This window comes from Ruminococcus sp. (genome assembly GCF_024691275.1).
GTDB lineage: Bacteria > Bacillota > Clostridia > Oscillospirales > Ruminococcaceae > Ruminococcus.
This window is the reverse complement of the sequence record NZ_JAILNU010000030.1, coordinates 80,529-101,891: the sequence shown is the minus strand read 5'-3', so window position 1 is coordinate 101,891 and position 21,363 is coordinate 80,529. Positions and strand designations below refer to the sequence as shown.

Here is a 21,363-nt window from a genome sequence, read left to right as displayed (position 1 = left end):
TTTCAGATATTCACCTGTTTTTATATCGTCCAGTTCATACATATCCGTACCCTCCTTTGAATTTCTACCACCATTATACAGCATTAATATGAAGTTTTCAACGCCTCGGTCAGAGGAACCTTTCCTCAGAAAGGTTTCCCCCGATAATTTCGTGTAAAGTTTCTATATGAGTACTCCGCTTTAGGGGGACACGATTTTTTTATTTTAACTTGAAATATACTTAGTGATCTTTCGATTATTTTACGTCTAATAAGTAAAGAACGCAAGGCCTTGTGTTACAAAAAAACTAAAAGCAATTATATTGCGAAAGGATGAGAATTATGAAAAAGACCGGAAGATATATTGCAGTTTTTATGGCAGCAGTTATGACAGCGGCTTCATCTGCTGCGACATTTGCGAATGCCGACGGACTGACAAGCGATAATTCGTCAGTTATCGCTGCTTCTGCCACACAGACCTATGCACTGAGGGACCTGCTCTCGGAGTACATTTCAAGGAATGATATCGACGCATGGATAGTCAACGATGAATCTATGCCAAGGGATATCGTCTTCGTGGGCTATTACCGTGAGGACACTGATATCCCCATTGACATCGTAACCTACGCTCAAAGCAAGGGTTATGAACCGCAGCTGATAAATTTTCTTCAGGAGGACCACAAAAAAGGCGGTCTGATAGAGAACACCGAGGTCATAAGCCGACTTATCGCGTATTTTATTTCCCAAAACAAGCTTAACGCAAGAATAGTTCCCGAAGCTGAGCTTCTCGAAGATGCGGACAGAAGCTGTGTTTACGTGGAGTACAAAGCGGACAAGGCAGATATTCCCGATATGCTGTCAGCTTATATCAATGAGCGCAGTATAGCTCCCGAGCTTGTCATGACAGGCGTTGAGGGAAGCTTGTCGAAGCAGTCTGAAAGCGATGCAGACTATTCCTTTGAGGAGTTCAGACAGCTTTCAGAAGCCAAAGTTTCGGCGCTGTTTGCCGAAAAAGGTCTGACAGAAGCCAATGGCAATATCCTCTGGACTGCGGAGAAAGCTGCTCAGGAACAGCGCCTCGGAAGGATAAACGTACTTTTACAGCCGAACCCATTCCCCGTATCCGAGCCCGAAATTGCTGATTATTACGCAGTTTGCTGGGAACAGGACAGGTTTTCATCGGCACTCGGACTGTCCGAGATACAGTTCGGATTCAAGCAGAATGAGCCTGTAACATGGGGAATACTCGACGGTGAGGGCAGAGCTGCATATAATAAGTATTGTTCATGCAGTATCAGCGCAAAGACCGCAGATGCCCGTGAAGCGGCTGAGCTTATGGCTGCGGCACTGAACTACGTTCAGCTGAATCCGTATTTTGCAGCTTTCCATTTCGATTATCTGGGATATAACTGCAACCCGACAGAAACTGTAAAGGGCGACGCCAACTGCGATACTTCGGCAGATATGTCAGACGTTGTGCTCGTTATGCAGGCTCTCTCGAATCCCGACAAGTACGGCGATAACGGCACAGCCGAGGTGCATCTTACAGCACAGGGCAGGAAAAATGCCGATATGAACGGCGACGGACTGACAATAGGCGACGCGCAGGCAATACAGGAAATGCTCCTTCACATGAATTGAACTTATCTGAACGCTACCCTGCTTAAAAAGAATTTTATTTTGCTTTTTGTGTAAATTCTGTTGACATATTTAAAATCATAATGTATTATATATATAAGGTTTGAAATATTAACCTTAGAATTTATTTGTAAAGGAAGTAATAACAAATGAAAAAACTTTTCAAAAAAATCTCAGCAGTTATAATGGCGTTTACTATCTTAGGTGTAGGAACAACTATTTCAAAAACTATTCTCCCAGAAAAAACTAAAATAATGACAGCACAAGCAAGCAAATGGTTCAGAGTGGATTATGTTGGTAATTACCGCTACATATATTACTATAGCTCTCATCTTGTAGAAGTATACAAGGGAAGCAGAGGCAACTGGACATTAATCGGCACTTATTATGCTTAAAAAATTGTCATTATCCAAATTAATAAGAAAACAGCTCCTGAGATTTTTCTCAGGAGCTTATCTTTTACTTTGGAAAACCATGCAGACTGAAATAAACTATCATAGATATAATATCGACCAGCACGAATGCGCCGAAAACTATTGCGGCTATTTTCAAGCCCTTTTTTGCTTTTTTCTTATTATCGTCCGTGAGGAGCTTCTCCTTGATGTCGGTGTAAAGATCAGCTTTTGCAGGAGCTTCCGCAGACTGCTCAGGAGCTTTGTCCAGAACCAGCTCGTCAAGAGATATCCCGAAAAGGTCACTGATAGCAATGAGCTTCTCCATATCGGGTGTGGAGTCTCCCACCTCCCATTTTGAAATAGTCTGTCTTGAAACGTTCAGACGATTGGCAAGCTCCTCCTGCGAAAAACCCTTTTGCCTGCGAAGCTCATACAGCCTGTTATTGAATCCCATTAATATCGTACCGCCTTTCAGTTCTTTTGTCATGTCTTCCCTTGATAAAATAATGCTATTCATAAATGATGCCTCCTTGTATCATTTGATGAATACATCATATCATTTTGTCCCCGAAAAGTCTACCAATTACAGCGAACAATCTGTCAACGAGAGTTAACAATCATGTAAATTCTCGTTGCATTGCCGATTTTCAGGCAAAATCAGCGTCGGAGCAGTATCCTTTGCTAAACTGATTATAGCAAAGAAAAATTAAAAAGTCAATGGTACAAAAGGGAACGCCTTACAAACGAAGGCGTTCCCGAATAGTAATATCATGCAGTTTTGCCCAGCAGATACTTCTGGAGAAGAAGTGCGTCTGCGATGCCTGTTTCCTTGTCCGCGTTCATATCCGCATTTGAAAGACCCAGACCCGTTAGCTTTATCTCCTCGGTAAGAGCCTTCCTGTAGCGTACCATATCGAACACGTCCACTTTCCTGTCGCCGTTGATGTCTCCCTTGATGCCGTAGAACGAGAAGTCGTTGACATTGAACAGGTAGCCGTCCTCGCCCGTGAATACGAGATAAACGTCGTGAGTGCCTGTGCAGAGCTTGGTCTTGCAGGTAGTCTCAACGTATTCGTCCCAGCCGTCTGTGCCCGATATCGGACACTTGGCAATTAGCTCGCCGTCCGAGGAATCGAGCCTTACCTCTATATATCCGCCTTCTGTAGCGCTTGCAGCATTTACGCGGAAGCCCTCTGCGCCGCTCTCAAAATCGAGACTGCGGAAAACTATGTAAGAGCCGTCCGTGATGTAGCCGATAGCAGTCTTGCCGCTGTCGTCCTTTTGGATACCGCCGTACATGAAGTTGTAGCCGCTGCCGCCGTAGGTCTTGAAAGCTGTCTTAGGAACAGGCGGCTTATCGTCCTTTCCCCATATTTCGAGCTCGTAAACTCTTGCGCCGCCGTCGCTGTTCTGAGTTGAGGTGCGCATTTCCAGTCTTACGTATCTTGCGGAGATACCGCTGATATTTCTTCCGCATGAGCTCTTGGTATTGCCGTAGACTGCGGCTATATCCGTCCAGCTCTCGCCGTCCGTACTTGCCTGTATTTTGAAATCGCGGGGATTATACTTGATATCCTCCTGAAGGCCTGCAAATTTAGCGTTCCAGCGTCGGATATCGTAATTCTCGCCCAGATCTACCTGTATCCACTCGCCGCTGAGACCGTCAACATGACACCACTTTGTAGTGTCGTCGCCGTCAACTGCCAGTGCAGCTCCCTCGCCGCTTTCAGCGCCCGAAGCTGTTACGTCCTTGCCCAGAGCAAGGTTCTGGAGAGTATCTGCGGAGCTGTCAAGCTGTAATTCGCCGCTGAGCTTGTACTCCTTGCCTGCTTCTGTCTCGAAGCTTATCATAGTGCCGCCGTACTTTACCGTGCAGGTGCCGCCCGATCTCGACAGGATAGAAGCCTTTTCCAGTCTGCCGTTTGACCAGCTCATTTCCGTAACTTCAAAGTTTCCTCGTGCGCAGAGTCCGTTTGCGTGACCTGTTGACCACTGCTTCGGGAGCGCAGGGAGAAGGCTTATAACGTCGTTCTGGCTCTGGAGGAGCATTTCCGCAATGCCCGATGTGAAGCCGAAGTTGCCGTCTATCTGGAAAGGCGGGTGAGCGTCCCAGAGGTTGTCGTAGAGCCTTCCGTAATTATTTACGGGAGTTATGAGGAGCTTTACGAGGTTGTATGCGTGAGCACCGTCCTCAAGCCTTGCCCAGCAGTTGAGCTTCCACGCTTCCGACCAGCCTGTACCGTCGTCGCCGCGGGCGTTCAGGGATACAGACGCAGCCTTTGCGGTGGCAGGATTATCTGACGGAGTTATCTCAAAGCCGGGGTAAAGGGCATACATATGAGAGATATGGCGGTGCTTTTCGTTCCGGTTGTCCCAATCCTGAGCCCATTCCTGTATCTGTCCCCATTTGCCTATAGTTTCGGGGCGGATATTGGTGAGCTTGCTGTTGAGCATACTGCGGAGGTCGGGGTCTTTGCCGAGTATTGAGGAAGCTTCGGCAACGTCCTTGAAAAGCTCTCTTGCGATGCCGTTATCCATAGTGATGCTCTGGTCGATGCAGTCATCTGGATAAGCGGGGAGATTGATCTCGGGAGAGGTACTCGGACTTATCACCATGTATTGCTGACCGTTTATGGTCGCAGGTGTCATGAGGGCGTTAAGGAACTGAGCACTGCCCTTGATAACGGGATATATCTCCTCAAGGTAGCTCTCGTCCTGATTGAAGCGGTAAGCGTCATAGAGCATATTCGATACCCATGCGCCGCCTGTCGGCCACTGTCCCCAAGCGCCGTCGATAGCGCCTGTTCTGTTCCAGAGGTCGGTATTGTGGTGGAGTACCCAGCCGTTATTTATGCCGTAATTAGTTTTTGCAGTTTCGCTGCCTGCTTCTGCAAGTCCCTTAGCCTTCTCCACGAAAGGTGTGAAGCACTCGGCGAGATTGGTGGTGAATGCAGGCCAGTAATTCATTTCGTAGTTGATGTTCGTAGTCATCTTGCAGCCCCATGCAGGAGCTGAGTATTTATTCCATATGCCCTGTAAGTTCATTGGTTGAGCGTCGCGTGAAGCGCTTATCATAAGGTATCTGCCGTACTGAAAGAGGGTCTTGACCATTTTCGGGTCGTTAGTTTTGCCGAATTCGGCTATACGCTGAGGGATAGTTTTATTAATGATATCGTTGGTATTGCCGCCGAGTTCAACGTCCACGCGCTTGAAGAGGTTCTGATAGTCCTCGATATGATGTTTATAGAGGGTGTCATACGAGAGCTTCTGTGCTTTGGTTATATCAGCCGCAGCGTCGCCTTTTTCGTCGCCATTGCAGGTCTTGTAGTCGATGAAGTTCGTGCGTACTGAGGTGAGGATAACGAGGGAATCCGCATCGGAAACAGTTACCTTGCCGTTTCCTGCGCTGACTTTGCCGCCTTCGGGGATAAATTTGCTGCGAGAGGAGAAATATACAGCCCCCCTTGTCCAGAGGTCTTCGTCGCCGTGACCGTTGGCAACGAGAGTATCATTGCCGTCGGTAGTTACTCCGCCGTTGAGTACGCCGTCATAGCCTGCCGAGAGAGAGACAGATGAAGGGCTGTCGCAGGTTATGCGAGTTACCATTACCTGATCGGGATAGCTTACGAAGGTCTCGCGGGTGTACTTCTTACCGTTATAGGTGTATACCGTCCTTGCAACAGCGTCGTTCATGTCGAGCTCGCGGGAATAGTCCGAAACGTCCTTGTGGCCGAAGCTGAGCTTGAGAGCGCCTACCTTCTGATACTTAGCTTCGCCGCCGCCTATGAGGTAACGTCCCACAAGACCGTTTGCGTCGTTGTACTTGCCGTTTTTGATGAGATCCTGTATCTCTTTGATATGGTCTGCACCGCCGTCACGGTTATTGCTGCCAGGACCCGAGCTCCACACCGTACACTCGTTGAGGTCGATGAGCTCATCGGGGTAGTTTCCGTAAGCCATCGCGCCGATCCTTCCGTTTCCGAGAGGGAGTGCCTTGTAGAACGACTCGTCGTTGTTGAAGGCGTTGTCGGTATTGACATAGCCTGCCATGCTGTTGTAGCGCAGCACAAGATCGTCGTCGCGGTCATTTGCAGCGGAAGCCGTAAGCCCTGTTACTTTGAGCTGCGGAACGGTTTTTCCGCCCGAGGCAAGCGGTATCGCCATACACGCTGCGAGGAAAACTGAAATGAACTTCTTTGTTTTTCCTGATTTCATTTTTCACCAACTCCTTTGTATTTAATTACAGTTCCTCCTATATTTATAAATGTATATCTGTATATTCAATTTTACTCTCACAGTAATAAAAAGTCAATAATTTATATACAATTTCTACAAGGCTCACACATTTAAGGTGATGATTTTGTGATAAACATATTAAAAACATCATGATTTTTGTTGCCTTTTTTCACAAAAGAGTATTGACAACTGTTAATAATAAATGATATATTATTATTACAATATATTATTTGGGGAGGGAAATAATATGAATTTCAAGCAAATTACCGCAGCACTCTTGTCCGCTGTTATTGCAGCGGCAAACACAGGTGTTATTGCACCTGCTATTTCAACAGCAGCCGAAAACATCGGAGCTGAAAATGTATCTCTTCATAATTACGACTGTACCGCACGTATATCCGTTATCAACGGCTTGACAGGCGAATATCTGGAGGACCACGAAATAAGGCTCATGTCAAATCCATACGGTTCAAGCTGGTGCGTGGCAAAATGGAACACTTCCGAGGAGGTCATCAAGACCGTTCCCGACCTCTACGCAGAGGATACCTTTGCCGTAGACGTTCAGCCGCTGTCAAAAAGCGAAACTATATTTGGCGAGCATACATTTACTTTCGACAGATTTGGTCAGACCAAAAATATAGTGCTGAAAGTATATCCGTGGAAACCAACGTATGACTGTAATATTTGTGTTTCAGTCTGTGACTGGACAAATTTTAAAGATGATGCCGTTTTTTTCACAAGCAATGAATTGAATAACGAATATATCTCAGCAGGCATATACGATGAGAACGGAAATTATTTCACCTCGTGCAATCTGCAAGAAAAAGAAAACTATCTGTATCTTCCTGACGGAAAATATACGCTGAAAGCTTCCAACTCACATAATTTTCACCTTGTAAGTGCAAATTCGGAGAAAGCTAAGTACGGAAAGAAGCTTTTTGACATTGATGTGCCTGAAAAATATGAGATAGATTTTGAAGTAAAAGACGGCAAGTCTGACAAAACTATCGAGCTTTTCTATGAGAAATACGGCGAAATGCGCCCCGCAAATGATATTACGCTCCGCGCTGTTGACAGCGTTACGGGTGAAAATATCGAGGGTATCAAGTTAGGCATATATTCTAAGGACTTCAGGACTGTATGGAACTGGGACACCTCCGAAAATCCTGATAAGTTTGCCAAGACCTTTATGCAGGGCGGATATAACATAATAGCCAATGATGTGCCGCCTTCGTATATGCAGGACTTCGCCTTTGAGACAGAGCAAAGTGACAGCTTCAGCGAAATATACTACAAACCAGGTGAAGCAGATATCTATTATGAAGCGGATAAGCCTGCGGAAGTCACACTGAAATTCAGACCCATAAATGAACAGGTGGGCAACTGCTCCGCGAATATCTCCTTTGTGGATATGTCCACAGGAAAAAATATCGAGGGCGCGGAGCTCACTCTCTCTAAAAACCCAACTGCATCAAGTGAAATAATAGAAACCTGGAATTCTTCCGACGAGGCTGTAAAACACTTCAACAATCTCTTCCGTAATGCGTATTACGGCATATATGTAAGTAAAGTCGCAAAAGACTATTGTCCGATACACGGCACTTTCTTCAATTTCAACAATAACTATGAGGAACAGGACATCGTTATAAGAGCCGTTCCAAAGAACGCAAAACCGAATGTAGGTATCAGCATCAACGATTATACCGATGCAAAGCTCGGTGAATCAGGTACTTTCTTTGAGGGCGAAAAAATCTTTCAAGGCAATGCTTATATCACTGTCTATGACAGGAACGGCAACTTCTTCTGCACGACTTCCTGCACAGGCTATGATAAAATATATCTTCCTGACGGCGAGTACACCGCAACTCTCGGCGTTATAGACAGCGAGTACAATATTATTTCCCGTGACTGGGATCTTGCAAAGAAAATTATAGAGTGCTACCCTGATATGAAAATACCGTACAAAGAGGGTATTCACTTTAAGGTCGCTGACGGAAAATCCGACAGATACCTCAATTTCTATGTCACCAAAAATAAGAACGATCCGGGAGACCCTGCCGTAAATGGCAGCCTCAGACTGAAAGTAGTTGACGGACGTACTTTCGAGCCTGTTGAGGGGGCTAAGGTAAGGATCATCACAAATGAGTATCACTCAAAGCTTATTGCGGATTGGGTATCTTCAAGTGACGGAGAGCTGTTTGTGGACGGTCTTGAAGAAAATTGGTACTACATACGTCTGGATAATGTGCCCGAAAAATATAATTATGAGCGTTCATTCTCCGCCTACGACAATACCTTCTTTATTACAAAGGAGAACCCGAATAAGGAGTCTCAGATAGTATTATGGCCTGATGATTATAAATATTATTCTCCGTACCTGAACGTCCACGATATCACGGAAGTCGAAAAAGACCAGAACGGCGACCCTATTCATCGTGATCCGCAGTACGGCGGCATAATGGAGCTGAGCAAATACAACGATATCGCAAATGAATATATGGAAATAAAGGGCGCTGATGACGGAAAGGTATATTATCCTAAAATACGTACTACGTCTTCTATAGTCCTTCCTGACGGCGATTACACAGCAACTCTTCTTGATGTTGAAGGTCACTACGTAACACTGGGATCCTATTCGGAAAAGGCTAAGATATTAATGGAGACAAAGGGCTATAATGACGGCGTTTACGGCTTCACTACAAACTTCTCCGTAGTTGACGGAAAGCCCGTCGGCAAGACCGACTTTTACCTTTACAGAAGCAACGCATACGACAAGATGCACATGGGCAATTGCAGGATCAATGTCAGGGCAGTCGATATCACCGACGAAAACAATGACCCCGATCTCAGGATAATTGCAGAATTCGACCCTGAAAGACAAATGGCGATAGTTGATAACTGGAATACACAGGTCGAACCAAAAAAGTCCATAACAGGCTTGTTTACAATGGGTGACTACAGAGTTACCGCTTATTCGGAGTCAGGAGATTATGTCCTTATTGTCCCGACAAAAACAGTTAATTTCAACGAACAGACTTCGACTGATATTATTTTCCGCGCTGTGCCTGCAAGCAGGGTGAAGAAGGGCGACTCCAACGACGACGGCGGCGTTGATATGGCTGACGTTGTAATGATAATGCAGTCTCTTGCAAATCCCAACAAGTACAGACTTTCAGAACTCGGTGCATTCAATGCCGATATGGACGGCAACGGCGTTACAGTCGGCGATGCACAGAAGATTCAGATGATCCTTCTCGGACTGGAAAAGTGATTTTCAGATATTTCAAACAATGACTATTTATAGTCAAAAAGCTCCTGTGTATAAAAACGGTGCTTATACAGAAATTTTTACATGAGATATGGGTGAGAACCTTTCCTCAGAAAGGTTCTCACCCGATAATTTCGTGTAAAGTTTCTATATGAGCAGCCCGTTTAAATTGCACAGGAGCTTTTTTTATCAGATCATTATTCATGTTCAGAAATTCTTTGAAGCGTAATTGACCCACCTGCTATCCTTTGAGAGCTTTCCGCCGTTGAGGAAAACAGACTTTGCTGTATCATCATGTTTAAGAAATGCGTCGAACCAATCCAGAGCATATTCTGCATAAACAGCAGGAGAATCGCAGCAAGTAAGGTGGAAACCATTCTTCAGGCTCGCGTATACAGCCGGAGCTTTGCACTTATTGTAAGCAGGCTTCACCCATATAACAGAAGGAACGATCAGATCATTTGTACCTGCTGTGAAGAAAGTAGGGACAGTAAGTTTGCTCGCTTCGCGCTGAGTGGAGATACCTGCAACATTGAAAACGCAATCAATATTTGAATTGCGAAGAGCTGCGTTTACCGCACTTTTTCCTCCCTGTGAATGTCCGCCTGCACCTATATTATCAACATCTACTTTTTTATAGAAAATGCTGCTTGTTTTTTTGTTTTCAGCGATGATAAAATCAACTGATGCTGATTCTGACGCACCGCTTCCGCAGAAACGATCGTTATTTGCCACTACAATATAGCCGCCCGCTGATATCTTACTAAGCAGCTCATTATATATTGAAGATGTAGCGCCTGTACCGTTTCCCCATACAACTACAGGATATTTTTTGTTGGAACTGAGCATAGCTTCGGGGAAAAATACAGTCTGTTCAAATGACTTGCCCTTAAAAGAAGCTGTGCAGACCTTGCTGTTGACATTTGTTACAGTGCTTGATACAGATACTGCGTCAGCTGTTACCGAACAGACCGATGCAGATGCAGTGAAGATGAGAGCTGCTGCCATTATAGATACGATTTTTCTTTTCATTTTACGACCTCCGAGATATATTTTCACCAACAATTATATGTTAATATATTATATTTTATCATATCAGAGGCTCATTTGTCAATAGTTTTACATTCTTTTGTGAATAATGATTACGATAAAATTTGAGGGCGGATATTATCCGCCCCTGCGTTTGAACCATGTTACATTTTGTGTACTGTACTATACCAACTATCCCGTACAGAGTGGGCGAGCGGAACAAGCAGCAACGCAGTCCCGTTGCGAACCGACTCAGCTCGGCATCACGCTGCTCTGATAGTAACGCGGCTCTTGCCGTCAAGGGTGCAGGTGAACAGGGTGAGACTCCACTGCTGAGCCTCGCCGCGGAACATCTCGCTGATATCCATGCCGCTGATTATCTCGGCAGATATGACGTTATATCGGTATTGACAGCCGTTCACGTCCGTGAATATGATCTCATCGTCCTGCGAGAGCGAACGTATCCTGCCGAAGTGACTGTTGAAGTTATGGGCAGCTATTATCAGGTCGTGCCCCTCAGCAGTGCCGCTGTAACGGCAGGGAGAGCTCTTCAGCTTTTCAAGGCTCCATTCGCTTGTGACAGGCAGCTCCAGCCCGAGAGCAGGCAGCGTGATATATCCGCAGTATCCGCAGTTATCTATGCTTACCGTCGGCATTTCCGCGGGAGCTGTTCCTGCTTCTTCATACGGAGCAAACAGGTCTTCCGAGACAGGCTGCGGAACAGATGATGCTGCGGCTGAGGTTCGGGGAATGACGTTTTTCAGCTCTGTCATTACTTCCTGAGATCTTTCAAAAGCAGCGCGGTTTTCGAGGATATTGTACAAGCACAGACCGCCTGCTGTGAGAACGAACAGAATACCGACAAAAAACGGTATCTTCCATAGCTTTTTCTTCATTTTACACCTGTCTTTATCAAAAGCCCCGTTTGATGTTCATCAGACGGGGCGTGTTGTTATTTCTTGGATATTTTGTGGTAGTATCTTCTTGCCGCGTAGTAGCAGCCTGTGAACATATCCTTGCCGAAGAAAAGGAAAAGATTTGCGAGTGACAACAGTATGAATATCCTTGTATTCGTGCTGCCTCTGACAAAATCCGCACCGATAACCACGGCATCGACCAAGCCTACCCACTTTACCTTTATCGGAAGCACAAAGAACAGCAGTATCTCCTCATCAGGAAAGAGTATCGCAAATGCGAGGAAAAGGCTGAGGTTCAGGTAGGTGTTGGTGGCAAAGCCTATTATGAAGCCTGCTATTATGCAGCCGATAATGCCTGTGAAGTAGAAGATATTGAATTTGAAGCTTCCCCACCGTCTTTCAAGGGCCTCGCCCATCCACCAGTAGAAATACAGGACAAGTATGGACAGCAGAATGAAAGACGAATTGACAGGCAGCAGCACAAATGAAAGTATCCTCCATACCTCACCTTGCATAATATGGTATTTGCTGAAGATCAGCATACTGTAAAGATTGATGGTATTGTTCGGATTGGCGGAAAGGATAAGTTCAGCGGCGTAGATAACGCCCATTCCCAGTACGATATAGAGCATCAGGTTCGATATCGCAAACTTTCCGAATTTGCGTTCGAGCTTGTTAAGATGATTGTTCAGCATATTATGACCTCATTTCGCAATGTTAAGATTGTTTCGGGATTTATAGTATACCACGTTATGAGGCGGTCTGTCAAGCGATATCCTGTCCTATTCTGTCATCAGAAGTCTGTGTCTCAGCTCGCAGAGATCGTATACATCTATCCTGTTGTCGGCGCAGAGATCGCCTGCTGTCCAGTCCTTCATATCGCCGCCGCTGAGCAGCCATTTCTTCATTATCGTGAGGTCGGCAACGCTGAGTACACCGTCGGAATTCACATCGCCTTTGATGTAAGATTCGGGCTTCCACAGCTCTGTGAGCCAGTTTTTGCGCTTCTGTGCGAAATCGCGCAGTATCTCCACCGAGCCGAAGAAGTCGTCGCCGCTTCCCATGCCGAATACAGCGTAATCGGAGCCGCCGTAGGTATGCCAGCGGGCATTGTTCATATTTGCGGACCTCTGCATATCCTCAGCCATTTTCGTAAGCAGCGGAGAATCGCCGTCGGTATACTTTGTCAGGAACGGCTCGAAATCGTTCATATACGTGGTAGCTATACGGCGCAGGAATTCGGGCTGCTTGTAGAGCTGTCCCTCCCAGCTTATGCCGCAGACGGGCCTTGTGCTTCCGGTATCAGGACCGAAATCATAGCCGTGTATAGGGAAATAGGCTGTAAACAGGTTATTGTACACTGTGGAGAAGCCGCCGTTGCCGTCAGAATTGGTGCGTCCTGTAGGGAAGTCGCCGTAGCTGAGGTCGAAATCCCACGAAGGTCCGAAGTGCAGCTTTCCGTCGCCTGTGAGGTCGGAATCCTTCCACATGAAGTAGCTCGAGAACGTTCCGTCGATGTTCATAGTTATCTCCTGAACGAGATAAGCCTTGATGAACGAGTCGATATCAATATAGTCGCTGTAGTGCTTTCCCTTGGAGTTATAGCCGTTTTCGGAGTATATAGCGTCCTCTGCGTCCTGTACGAAGTTCCTGATATATTCCATTTGCGCTTTTGAAGCGTACTCGGGAGTTTCCAGAGATATAGCCTGTCCCCGTGAAGTGACGAAGCCGCTTTCTGCTTTGTAGCCGTAACGGTTGAACTGCTGTCTTTGCAGCAGGTATCCGCCTGTGATATCGGCAGGGTCATTGGGGATATCATGGTATTTATAGCTGTTCTCCATGTATTCCATAACGTCTTCGGCACCGACCACAACTCGCGGAGTTTCTTTGAGATTGACTCCTTCGTTGACCTTTTCGGTCTCTTCTTCAAGATCTGAGATGTTTACGCGGTTTTTCTTTACCTCCACCTTTTCGCTGAGCTGATAAGTTCCGCGGTATGAGCCGTCTGCATAGAGGTCAACGAATACCGAATCAACAGCATATTCCATATCTGCCGCATGGCACATCTCCTCGGTGAGCTTGTTCCTGAGCATGGAGTGGTCGAGGTAATTGGCTAAGAGCACCCATTTTTTAGCCTTTCCCATACCGTAGAGGTCGGCTTTTTTCGCCAGCTTGAAGTGATAGGGCTTTTTCTTGCTGTAATCCCATGTGGAATTGCCGTGAGCCTCGAATTTCTCGATATCTCCGCTGTAGACCGTGCTTCCGTCAGAGTTGAGCATAAGGGCAGTTCCCTTTTCCTGAAGCCACCTGTTGCCGTCAAGAGCGTTAAGTCCGTTGTGGGTCGTAAAGAGGTAGAAGCAGCCCAGCTCGGATTGCATTATCCTCAGCTTTCCGCAGTCGGTATCGCCTGCTTTTACGGTAAATTCGTCGCCGCTTGCGAGAATATCCACAGTCTCGCCCGATGTCAGCTTCTTGTCGTTGAGATATATCGGCTCTTTTGAATCGTACTCGATGACCAGTTTTTTGCGGTCGGCAGTAGCGGGCAGGAAGATGAAGCGGCAGTCCTCCCATTCGCTGTACCACCAGTCGGTGTAGTCAAGGTCGGTGTCGGACTTTGGCGAAAGGTTCGATACGCGGAATTTTTCCACAGGAACGGATTCGTATTTAAGGTCTGTCCTCTTTGGCATTTCGCCTACATTATGCGGTGTAACGCCGTTGAACTTAGGCAGGGTGGGAGTCCGAACTGCAAAAGCCGTGCTAACGCTTGTATTCAGGCACATTATTGCTGCCAGAGCTGTGACAGCGGTTTTCAGAAAGTGTTTTTTGCTCATCATAACCCCTCCGTAAAATAGAATCTTCACTTATTTGACGTAAAAAAGAGCCAAAACGCTTTATAAATTTTGAAAATATTATAAATTTTGCAGAATATGTATACTAAGACTTATTTCATTTCTCCTTTAGCGATACGTTCGGCAAGATCGTTGAGGTATACCCAGCGATCCATTTTGTCCGAGAGCTGCTGTTCGAGCTCGTCCTTTTTGTCGGAAAGCTCCTGTAATTTCACATAGTCGGACGTATTTGCGGATATTTCCTTTTCGGTATCGGCGATCGCCTGTTCAAGAGCGGCGATATCGTCGTCGATAGTCTCATATTCGCGCTGCTCCTTGAACGAGAAACGGAGCTTTGTTTTGCCCGTATATACGCGCTCTTTTTTCTCCGTTTTTTTCCTGACTTTGGCGGTATCGGGTGCGGACCCGGCAGCTTTTTCCGCATAATCGCTGTAATTGCCGTTGAAGCGCGTACACACACCGTCCCTGAACTCGAATATCTCGTCCGCCATTTTGTCGAGGAAGTAGCGGTCGTGAGAGACTGCTATGACTGCACCGCTGAAATTTTCGAGGTAGTCCTCAAGTATGGTGAGGGTCGCAATGTCGAGGTCGTTGGTGGGCTCGTCAAGAAGCAGTATATTCGGCGCGGTCATGAGTATTTTCAGCAGATACAGCCTTTTCCGCTCACCGCCCGAGAGCTTTTCGATCCTGTTCCATTGCAGCTCGGGCGTAAAAAGGAAGCGTTCCAGCATCTGCGACGCGGTAACAGTTCCGTCGGGAGTCTGCACTCTGTCGGCTGTTTCGCGGATATACTCGATGACGCGCTGCGACGGATCCATACTCTCACATTCCTGCGAAAAATAGCCTATATTCACAGTATCTCCCAGCACTATCCTGCCTGAATCGGGCTGTATCTGTCCGATGAGCATTTTCAGGAAGGTGCTTTTTCCTGCGCCGTTATGACCGACTATGCCGATACGTGCGTCACGGGAGATGATATACGAAAAGTCGGTGATAAGCGGCTTTCCGTCGATAGATTTGCTGATATTTTCGATCTCTATGGTTTTCTTGCCGAGGCGTGAGGATACGGACTGAAGCTTCAGCTTTTCTGCTTCAACAGGGATATCGCGGTTTTTGAGAGCTTCAAAGCGCTCGATCCTGTCCTTGGACTTGGTACCTCTTGCACGGGCACCGCGGCTTATCCATTCAAGCTCGCGCCTGTACAGTGACTTGTTCTTGCGCTCGGCAGCCTCTGCATCGGCTTCACGCTGAGCCTTCTGCGCGAGGTAATCGCTGTAGCTGCCGTCGCAGACATACAGGCTGCCCCTGTCTATCTCGGCTATTTTTCGGCATATCTTGTTGAGGAAATATCTGTCGTGGGTGACCATGACGATAGCGCCGCGGTATTTCAGCAGCAGGTCTTCGAGGAGCTGCGCCGTCTCATTGTCGATATGGTTGGTGGGCTCGTCAAGAAGGAGCACGTCGCTGGGCTGGATAAGTGCGGCAGCAATGCCTGCACGACGCTTTTCACCGCCCGAAAGAGTGCTTATGTCCCTTTCACAGTCCGTGATGCCCATTTTGTCAAGCACCGACTTGGCTTCGTATTCCTTGGAATGTTTCAGGTCATCGGGAAGATGCGCGAGCACCTGTGACAGCACCGAGCCGCTTTCCCCGAATTCGGGTATCTGCGGCAGATAGGAAACTCTTATGCCGTTAGTCCTTATGACTTCGCCGCTGTCGGATTCCTCAGCTCCTGCAAGTATCCTGAGCAGGGTGGACTTGCCTGTGCCGTTTATGCCTACGATGCCGACTTTGTCGCCTTCGTTGAGGAAGAACGATACGTCATTGAGCACCTTTCTTTCCATATATGTCTTTGAAATGTTCTGAGCAGTTAGAAGGATCACCGATCTCTCTCCTTATGTAAAATAATGATATCGCAAAGCTGCACCCTTTCGATATAACGCCAAATACATTATAACACAATAAAGACATAAAATCAATATATATCTGTTTTGAACCGAATGGTGATCTATGCTATATTTTGCAGCTTTTTGTTTATATTTCGGTTGAGCGATATTGGTGTTTTGCACATATTTGGTAGCACATTATACATACTTCATACAATTGTACTCTTTATGTATTGACACATCGGGAAATACAGAGTAAAATATAGTAAAGCATACTTTATTGAACTGGGTTAAAATGCTTTAATAGGTAATAAATAAGGAGGAATCATTATGAAAAAGATTGTTGCATCGGTTATGGCAGTTACAATGGGTCTCTCTCTCGTTTCATGCGGCTCAGAAAAAACCGATACTAATAATGCGCCGACAAGCATCCAGAAAAAAACAGTTGGTATATCTATGCCAGCGCAGGAGCTCGAGCGCTGGAATAATGACGGTGAGTACCTTAAATCACAGTTCGAGGCAGCCGGATATGATGTAGAACTTGTATATGCCGGAAATGATTCTGCAAGGCAGAATAATGATATAATGGGAATGATCTCAGATAAGGTAGATCTGCTTCTTATCGCAGCTGTTGACGGAACCTCTCTCTCCACAACTCTGGAAGATGCAAAGAACAATAATATATCAATAGTTTCGTATGACCGTCTTATCATGAACACAGATGCGATAACATATTATGTTTCGTACGATAATTTTTTGGTAGGAAAACTTCAGGCACAGTTCCTCCGCGATCAGCTCAGCCTTGATACAACAGCAGGTCCTTACAATATTGAGTTCGTTGCAGGCGATGCAGGTGATAACAACGCTAAATACTTCTTCAACGGTGCATATGAGACATTAAAGGACGATATCGAAGCAGGAAAGTTAATCGTTCCGTCAGGAATGACAACTTTTGAAAGAGTTGCAACTCCGGAATGGTCTGTTGATGAGGCAGAGAAGAACATGAAAACTACTTTAAAGAGCTGTTATGCTGACGGTGAAACACTCGATGCAGTAGTATGTGCAAACGATTCAACCGCGCTCGGTGTTACAAAGGCTATCGCCTCCAACTATACAGGAGAAAAATATCCTATTATCATAGGTCAGGACGGCGATATCGAAAACCTTAAAAACATCGTTGACGGCAAGCAGGCTATGACCGTTTACAAGAACGTTCACGACGAAGCTACCGTTGCTTTTGAGGTCTGCAAGAGAGTGCTTCAGGGCGAAGTACCGACAGGCAAGCTCACATCTGAACTTTCTGTTCCCGTAAACTTTGATTCCGAGACATATGAGAACGGCGTAAAGCACGTTCAGTCTTATCTCCTCGTTCCTGAGGTTGTCACAAAGGATAATTTACAGCTTATGGTAAATACAGGTCTCTATAAATGGGACGATGACAATAAATACCTTGAACTGGTAAAATAAATTACGCATTTACGAAAAAAGGACTTCATTAGGGAAGTCCTTTTTTGCGTCGGAGCAAAAGCTCCGCTGCTCTAATGCCGTTTATTCTCTTATTTCGAGTTCTCTCCTCACTTCGTCAAGGAATCTCTTTCCCATACTGCTCAGCTCGTTGTTCTTCTTTGTGATATATCCTATATTCATGGTGCTCTGAGCACTGTCCTCAGTCCTGAATGGTATCACAAGGAACTGATCTCCGCTGAGCTTTTCCGAGTATATGCTCGAACAGAGAGTGTAGCCGTTCAGTCCTTCCATAAGATTCATCATGGTAGCTCTGTCAGTAGCCTTTACGGTCTTCTGATAAGCGTGTTCAATGAGTATTTCTTCGGCGAAATATATCTCGGTCTCGTTTTGCTGTTCAAAGGACAGACATGGGTATGGATCAAGTTGTTCAAAGGTAAGCTCCTTTTCTTTGGCAAGAGGATGGGAACGTGCAAGATAGACGCTGGCGGGGCATTCGATAAGCGATGTGAAATCAAGCTCGTTCTCGCGGAGCAGCCTGTTTATCACACGCTGATTGGCTTCGCAGGTATAGATTATGCCGATCTCGCTTTTCATCGAGCTTACGTCCTTGATAACGTTCGCTGTAGCAGTTTCTCTCAGCGCAAGATCGAACTTGTTGGAATCATAATGCTTTGCCATTTCTATGAACGCCTTGACAGCAAAGGAATAGTGCTGCATGGACACAGCAAATCTTCGGCGGAAATTCATTTCCTCTCCGTATTCTTCCATGATCTCTTCATACTGCTGGTAGACACGCTTTATTTTGGCAAGGAAGTTGTCTCCCTCGACCGTCGGCGTAACGCCTTTATGGGTACGGTGAAAGATCTGTATGCCCAGCTCGTTTTCAGCATCTCTTACAGCACCCGTCAATGTCGGCTGTGCAATGAAAAGCTTTTCCGCAGCCTTGTTCATTGATCGGGATTCCGAGATCGTAAGAAGATAATTTATCTGTTGTAAAGTCATAGGACACCTCGTAAAAAAACAGCCTCTTCACTACAGAAGAAGCTGCCTTTATTATCTCATTTAAATGTATTATTTTAGGAGGTTATACACTTAATGGTTTCAGCTAAATAATGGATCATATATTACATCGTGCCTTGCTGCACATTCGGTCTGTTCCCCTGACGACAGAGCGGAGCATACCAAGCATACAGGATATTCTGTTTTTCATTTTTACCGCTCCTTTCGTTTGGTATGGTTATATTATACCCTGAAAACAGCGGTTTGTCCAATGCTAAAAATCCATTACAGATTATAGGATAATGCTATATCAGTGACAGCCGAAAAGCTATAATGCCTGCGAAGAGTTTATCGGATAAACTGATATCCCCAAAGCAGCATATCAGCTGAATGAAGTGAGTTCCTTTACTATTTCTCCCGCTATGAGCAGTCCCGCAACAGCAGGCACAAAAGCGGTACTGCCCGGGATATCGCGGCGTTCCGTGCATTTGTGCTGCGCTCCCGGAGGACAGATGCAGTGAGTTCGGCAGCTGATGGACATATCCTCTATCGGTCGGATAGGCTGCTCGTCAGAGTATACCACCTTCAGTTTCCTTACGCCGCGCTTTCTGAGTTCATGCCTCATGACACGAGCAAGGGGACAGACCTGTGTATCATATATATCCGCGATCTTCAGCCGTCCCGCGTCGATCTTGTTGCCTGCACCCATTGCGCTGATTATGGGCACGTTAAGGCTCTGTGAACGCATTATCAGTTCAAGCTTTGCGGTCACCGTGTCAACTGCGTCAACGACGTAATCATATTCTCCGAACTGAAAATCATCGGCATTTTCGGGCAGAAAAAAGCACTTGTGTATCCGTATATCGACATCAGGATTTATCTCCTTCATACGCTCAGCCATGACCTCCGCCTTGTATTTGCCGACAGTTTTTCTCGTGGCGAGTATCTGGCGATTAAGATTGGTAAGGCATACCTTGTCGTCGTCAATAAGGTCGAAATGTCCTACGCCGCTGCGGACAAGAGCTTCACAGACATATCCGCCGACACCGCCTATCCCGAATACCGCAACTCTCGATGCCGAGAGCTTTTCTATTGCTTCTTCACCGTAAAGAAGCTGTGTTCTTGAAAACTGATTCAACATTTTCTTCACCCGTTATAATAGTATTTTTATAGTTATAATATGATTATATAGTTGCCGAGAGGATTTGTCAATAACAAATTCACAGAAAACCTATTGACAAAGTATATAAATTATAGTATAATATCAACATACTTATTTTGTGTTTGTGTTTACGGAGGTGTTTGTTATGCAGGTATATATGTGCGGCATCAATAATTGTATAATAAACTGCTCTGCGTCTGCTGAATCGTAGGCTTTTTCTGCCTGTAAATGAACAGTTCGGCGCAGAGACTGAAATGTCTCTATTTTTATTTACAGGAGTGATAATATGAAAAGGATCGAAGTCATATCCCTCGACAGGATAGGTCTTGTCGGCGAGATATCCAACGTTATCAGACGTTTGAACGGCAACATAATCACGCATACGGCAAATGTTGTGACTGATGAAAAGAATACCTTTGTTTCGCATTTCACTGCGGATATCGACTTTGGAACGGTGTCCGAGAACGAAGCGGTAATGAGAAGACTTCGCAGGATAAAGAATGTGCAGCAGGTAAGGATCACAGACTTGTGAGATATGAATGTCACGCATAAAAAATAAAGGATTTTACAGAGAATGGATATAAGCGTTAATGAACTCAGGAAAGCCATTATTTCAGACAATGAGCTGTCTTTCTCGAATAACGGCAGAGATTATATTTTATACGGCTGGGATCAGTGCGACGGCTATGTGCTCAGCTTTGAATGTTACGGCGAGCTCATATGGCAGTCCGCACCAATGCCAAGATCTGCCTGTGCAGATGAATTTATAAAGTATTATATCGGCTCACAGGGTGCTGTGATATGAACAGTGTATCCATATGCTCGTATCGAAGCTTTACGCGAAATTATCGGGGAAACCTTTCTGAAGAAAGGTTTCCCCATTTTGTTTAATGCGACATAACAAAAGATCCGCCTGAGCCTAATGAAAGCAGGGCGGATCAATTCATCTTACGGTATCAGTTCTGATAATTTCATGAGATACTGCGGTCATGGCTCATGTACTGATGGAATACATACTGCCGCCGAATATTTTCCGAAAAAGCAAATGATACTTTCTGTTATCAAAACCTACTTTTTTATTGCACATATTACTTGGAAGGCGGTTGAAAGGCTGATCGGGTCAACATCGTCCTGCTTTCCACATCCGCTCTGTACAAATGAGCACTGAGCGGAAAATGTGCTGTATGGAGTTTTTGTTATTTACCATTTGTACAGCTCCTTTCCTGTTGGATATGTATATATTATAACCTGAATCCTGACACTTGTCCAATCCCGAAGTTTTATCGCAAGCTATAAAATCAGGCTATATGCTGTCATTTCCTGATAATTTCATTAAGCTGAGCCACAAGCTTTTCCGTTTCAAATCCGTGTGTGCTCGCTGCGTCGCTTACAGTTTCAACTCCTGATGACGGACAGCCGAGACAGTGCATACCGATACTGAAAAGCAGCTCTGCTGTCTCAGGGTGAAACAGCACAAGATCGCCGATAAGCGTATTCGGAGTTACAACATCAACTCTGTCGATATCTATTTTCATGCTG

At 45.7% G+C, this 21,363-nt stretch carries 16 protein-coding genes; 6 read left to right on the top strand and 10 right to left on the bottom strand.

What is annotated here, in order from left to right:
• The first annotated feature begins 320 nt into the window (after positions 1-320).
• Entirely contained in the window at positions 321-1,619 is a 1,299-nt protein-coding gene (locus K6G33_RS03810; RefSeq protein ID WP_296776461.1) for a dockerin type I repeat-containing protein, read from the top strand.
• Between the two features lie 146 nt (positions 1,620-1,765).
• Positions 1,766-2,011 (top strand): hypothetical protein, encoded by a 246-nt coding sequence (locus K6G33_RS03805; RefSeq protein ID WP_296776459.1) that lies wholly within the window; start codon positions 1,766-1,768, stop codon positions 2,009-2,011.
• Positions 2,012-2,075: 64 nt separating this feature from the next.
• Here the strand turns inward: K6G33_RS03805 and K6G33_RS03800 are convergent, their stop codons facing one another.
• Together K6G33_RS03800 and K6G33_RS03795 are read right to left on the bottom strand one after the other, a co-directional pair.
• Positions 2,076-2,528, bottom strand: coding sequence for a helix-turn-helix domain-containing protein (locus tag K6G33_RS03800; RefSeq protein ID WP_367270461.1), 453 nt, complete (start codon positions 2,526-2,528; stop codon positions 2,076-2,078).
• Between the two features lie 251 nt (positions 2,529-2,779).
• Entirely contained in the window at positions 2,780-6,226 is a 3,447-nt protein-coding gene (locus K6G33_RS03795; protein WP_296776457.1) for a glycoside hydrolase N-terminal domain-containing protein, read from the bottom strand.
• A 268-nt stretch (positions 6,227-6,494) separates the two neighbouring features.
• On the opposite strand from K6G33_RS03795, the gene K6G33_RS03790 reads away from it, so the two are divergent.
• Positions 6,495-9,518 carry a dockerin type I repeat-containing protein gene (locus K6G33_RS03790; RefSeq protein ID WP_296776455.1) on the top strand — a complete coding sequence of 1,008 codons (3,024 nt, stop codon included), beginning with the start codon at positions 6,495-6,497 and terminating at the stop codon, positions 9,516-9,518.
• Between the two features lie 204 nt (positions 9,519-9,722).
• On the opposite strand, the gene K6G33_RS03785 is transcribed toward K6G33_RS03790, so the two are convergent.
• The 5 genes from K6G33_RS03785 to K6G33_RS03765 form a co-directional block, all read right to left on the bottom strand.
• On the bottom strand, positions 9,723-10,547 hold the full coding sequence (locus K6G33_RS03785) for a hypothetical protein (protein ID WP_296776453.1): 825 nt from the start codon (positions 10,545-10,547) through the stop codon (positions 9,723-9,725).
• Positions 10,548-10,807: 260 nt separating this feature from the next.
• Complete coding sequence (locus tag K6G33_RS03780) at positions 10,808-11,440, bottom strand: sortase (protein ID WP_296776451.1); 633 nt, start codon at positions 11,438-11,440, stop codon at positions 10,808-10,810.
• 56 nt (positions 11,441-11,496) lie between these two features.
• Positions 11,497-12,156, bottom strand: coding sequence for a hypothetical protein (locus tag K6G33_RS03775; protein ID WP_296776449.1), 660 nt, complete (start codon positions 12,154-12,156; stop codon positions 11,497-11,499).
• An 87-nt stretch (positions 12,157-12,243) separates the two neighbouring features.
• Positions 12,244-14,292 carry a CotH kinase family protein gene (locus K6G33_RS03770; RefSeq protein ID WP_296776448.1) on the bottom strand — a complete coding sequence of 683 codons (2,049 nt, stop codon included), beginning with the start codon at positions 14,290-14,292 and terminating at the stop codon, positions 12,244-12,246.
• 110 nt (positions 14,293-14,402) lie between these two features.
• Positions 14,403-16,193 carry an ABC-F family ATP-binding cassette domain-containing protein gene (locus K6G33_RS03765; RefSeq protein WP_296776446.1) on the bottom strand — a complete coding sequence of 597 codons (1,791 nt, stop codon included), beginning with the start codon at positions 16,191-16,193 and terminating at the stop codon, positions 14,403-14,405.
• 333 nt (positions 16,194-16,526) lie between these two features.
• Between K6G33_RS03765 and K6G33_RS03760 the strand changes: the two genes are divergently transcribed.
• A complete protein-coding gene (locus tag K6G33_RS03760; RefSeq protein WP_296776445.1) occupies positions 16,527-17,663 on the top strand; it encodes a sugar-binding protein in 1,137 nt (378 codons plus the stop codon).
• An 81-nt stretch (positions 17,664-17,744) separates the two neighbouring features.
• Here the strand turns inward: K6G33_RS03760 and K6G33_RS03755 are convergent, their stop codons facing one another.
• Together K6G33_RS03755 and K6G33_RS03750 are read right to left on the bottom strand one after the other, a co-directional pair.
• Complete coding sequence (locus K6G33_RS03755; RefSeq protein ID WP_296776443.1) at positions 17,745-18,665, bottom strand: LysR family transcriptional regulator; 921 nt, start codon at positions 18,663-18,665, stop codon at positions 17,745-17,747.
• 379 nt (positions 18,666-19,044) lie between these two features.
• Positions 19,045-19,803, bottom strand: a complete 759-nt coding sequence (locus tag K6G33_RS03750; protein ID WP_296776442.1) for a tRNA threonylcarbamoyladenosine dehydratase — start codon at positions 19,801-19,803, stop codon at positions 19,045-19,047.
• 307 nt (positions 19,804-20,110) lie between these two features.
• Between K6G33_RS03750 and K6G33_RS03745 the strand changes: the two genes are divergently transcribed.
• Positions 20,111-20,356 carry an ACT domain-containing protein gene (locus K6G33_RS03745; protein ID WP_173449540.1) on the top strand — a complete coding sequence of 82 codons (246 nt, stop codon included), beginning with the start codon at positions 20,111-20,113 and terminating at the stop codon, positions 20,354-20,356.
• Between the two features lie 42 nt (positions 20,357-20,398).
• Positions 20,399-20,629: a hypothetical protein gene (locus tag K6G33_RS03740; protein WP_296776440.1), complete on the top strand. Its 231-nt coding sequence runs from the start codon at positions 20,399-20,401 to the stop codon at positions 20,627-20,629.
• A 508-nt stretch (positions 20,630-21,137) separates the two neighbouring features.
• On the opposite strand, the gene K6G33_RS03735 is transcribed toward K6G33_RS03740, so the two are convergent.
• Complete coding sequence (locus K6G33_RS03735; RefSeq protein ID WP_296776438.1) at positions 21,138-21,359, bottom strand: DUF1858 domain-containing protein; 222 nt, start codon at positions 21,357-21,359, stop codon at positions 21,138-21,140.
• Positions 21,360-21,363: the final 4 nt, after the last annotated feature.

Coding starts and splice junctions, on each gene's coding strand:
- K6G33_RS03780 (WP_296776451.1), bottom strand. CDS start 11,440: ATGAAGAAAAAGCTATGGAAGATACCGTTTTTTGTCGGTATTCTGTTC.
- K6G33_RS03795 (WP_296776457.1), bottom strand. CDS start 6,226: ATGAAATCAGGAAAAACAAAGAAGTTCATTTCAGTTTTCCTCGCAGCG.
- K6G33_RS03785 (WP_296776453.1), bottom strand. CDS start 10,547: ATGAAAAGAAAAATCGTATCTATAATGGCAGCAGCTCTCATCTTCACT.
- K6G33_RS03760 (WP_296776445.1), top strand. CDS start 16,527: ATGAAAAAGATTGTTGCATCGGTTATGGCAGTTACAATGGGTCTCTCT.
- K6G33_RS03790 (WP_296776455.1), top strand. CDS start 6,495: ATGAATTTCAAGCAAATTACCGCAGCACTCTTGTCCGCTGTTATTGCA.
- K6G33_RS03770 (WP_296776448.1), bottom strand. CDS start 14,292: ATGAGCAAAAAACACTTTCTGAAAACCGCTGTCACAGCTCTGGCAGCA.
- K6G33_RS03810 (WP_296776461.1), top strand. CDS start 321: ATGAAAAAGACCGGAAGATATATTGCAGTTTTTATGGCAGCAGTTATG.
- K6G33_RS03775 (WP_296776449.1), bottom strand. CDS start 12,156: ATGCTGAACAATCATCTTAACAAGCTCGAACGCAAATTCGGAAAGTTT.
- K6G33_RS03745 (WP_173449540.1), top strand. CDS start 20,111: ATGAAAAGGATCGAAGTCATATCCCTCGACAGGATAGGTCTTGTCGGC.
- K6G33_RS03800 (WP_367270461.1), bottom strand. CDS start 2,528: ATGAATAGCATTATTTTATCAAGGGAAGACATGACAAAAGAACTGAAA.
- K6G33_RS03750 (WP_296776442.1), bottom strand. CDS start 19,803: ATGTTGAATCAGTTTTCAAGAACACAGCTTCTTTACGGTGAAGAAGCA.
- K6G33_RS03735 (WP_296776438.1), bottom strand. CDS start 21,359: ATGAAAATAGATATCGACAGAGTTGATGTTGTAACTCCGAATACGCTT.
- K6G33_RS03805 (WP_296776459.1), top strand. CDS start 1,766: ATGAAAAAACTTTTCAAAAAAATCTCAGCAGTTATAATGGCGTTTACT.
- K6G33_RS03755 (WP_296776443.1), bottom strand. CDS start 18,665: ATGACTTTACAACAGATAAATTATCTTCTTACGATCTCGGAATCCCGA.
- K6G33_RS03740 (WP_296776440.1), top strand. CDS start 20,399: ATGGATATAAGCGTTAATGAACTCAGGAAAGCCATTATTTCAGACAAT.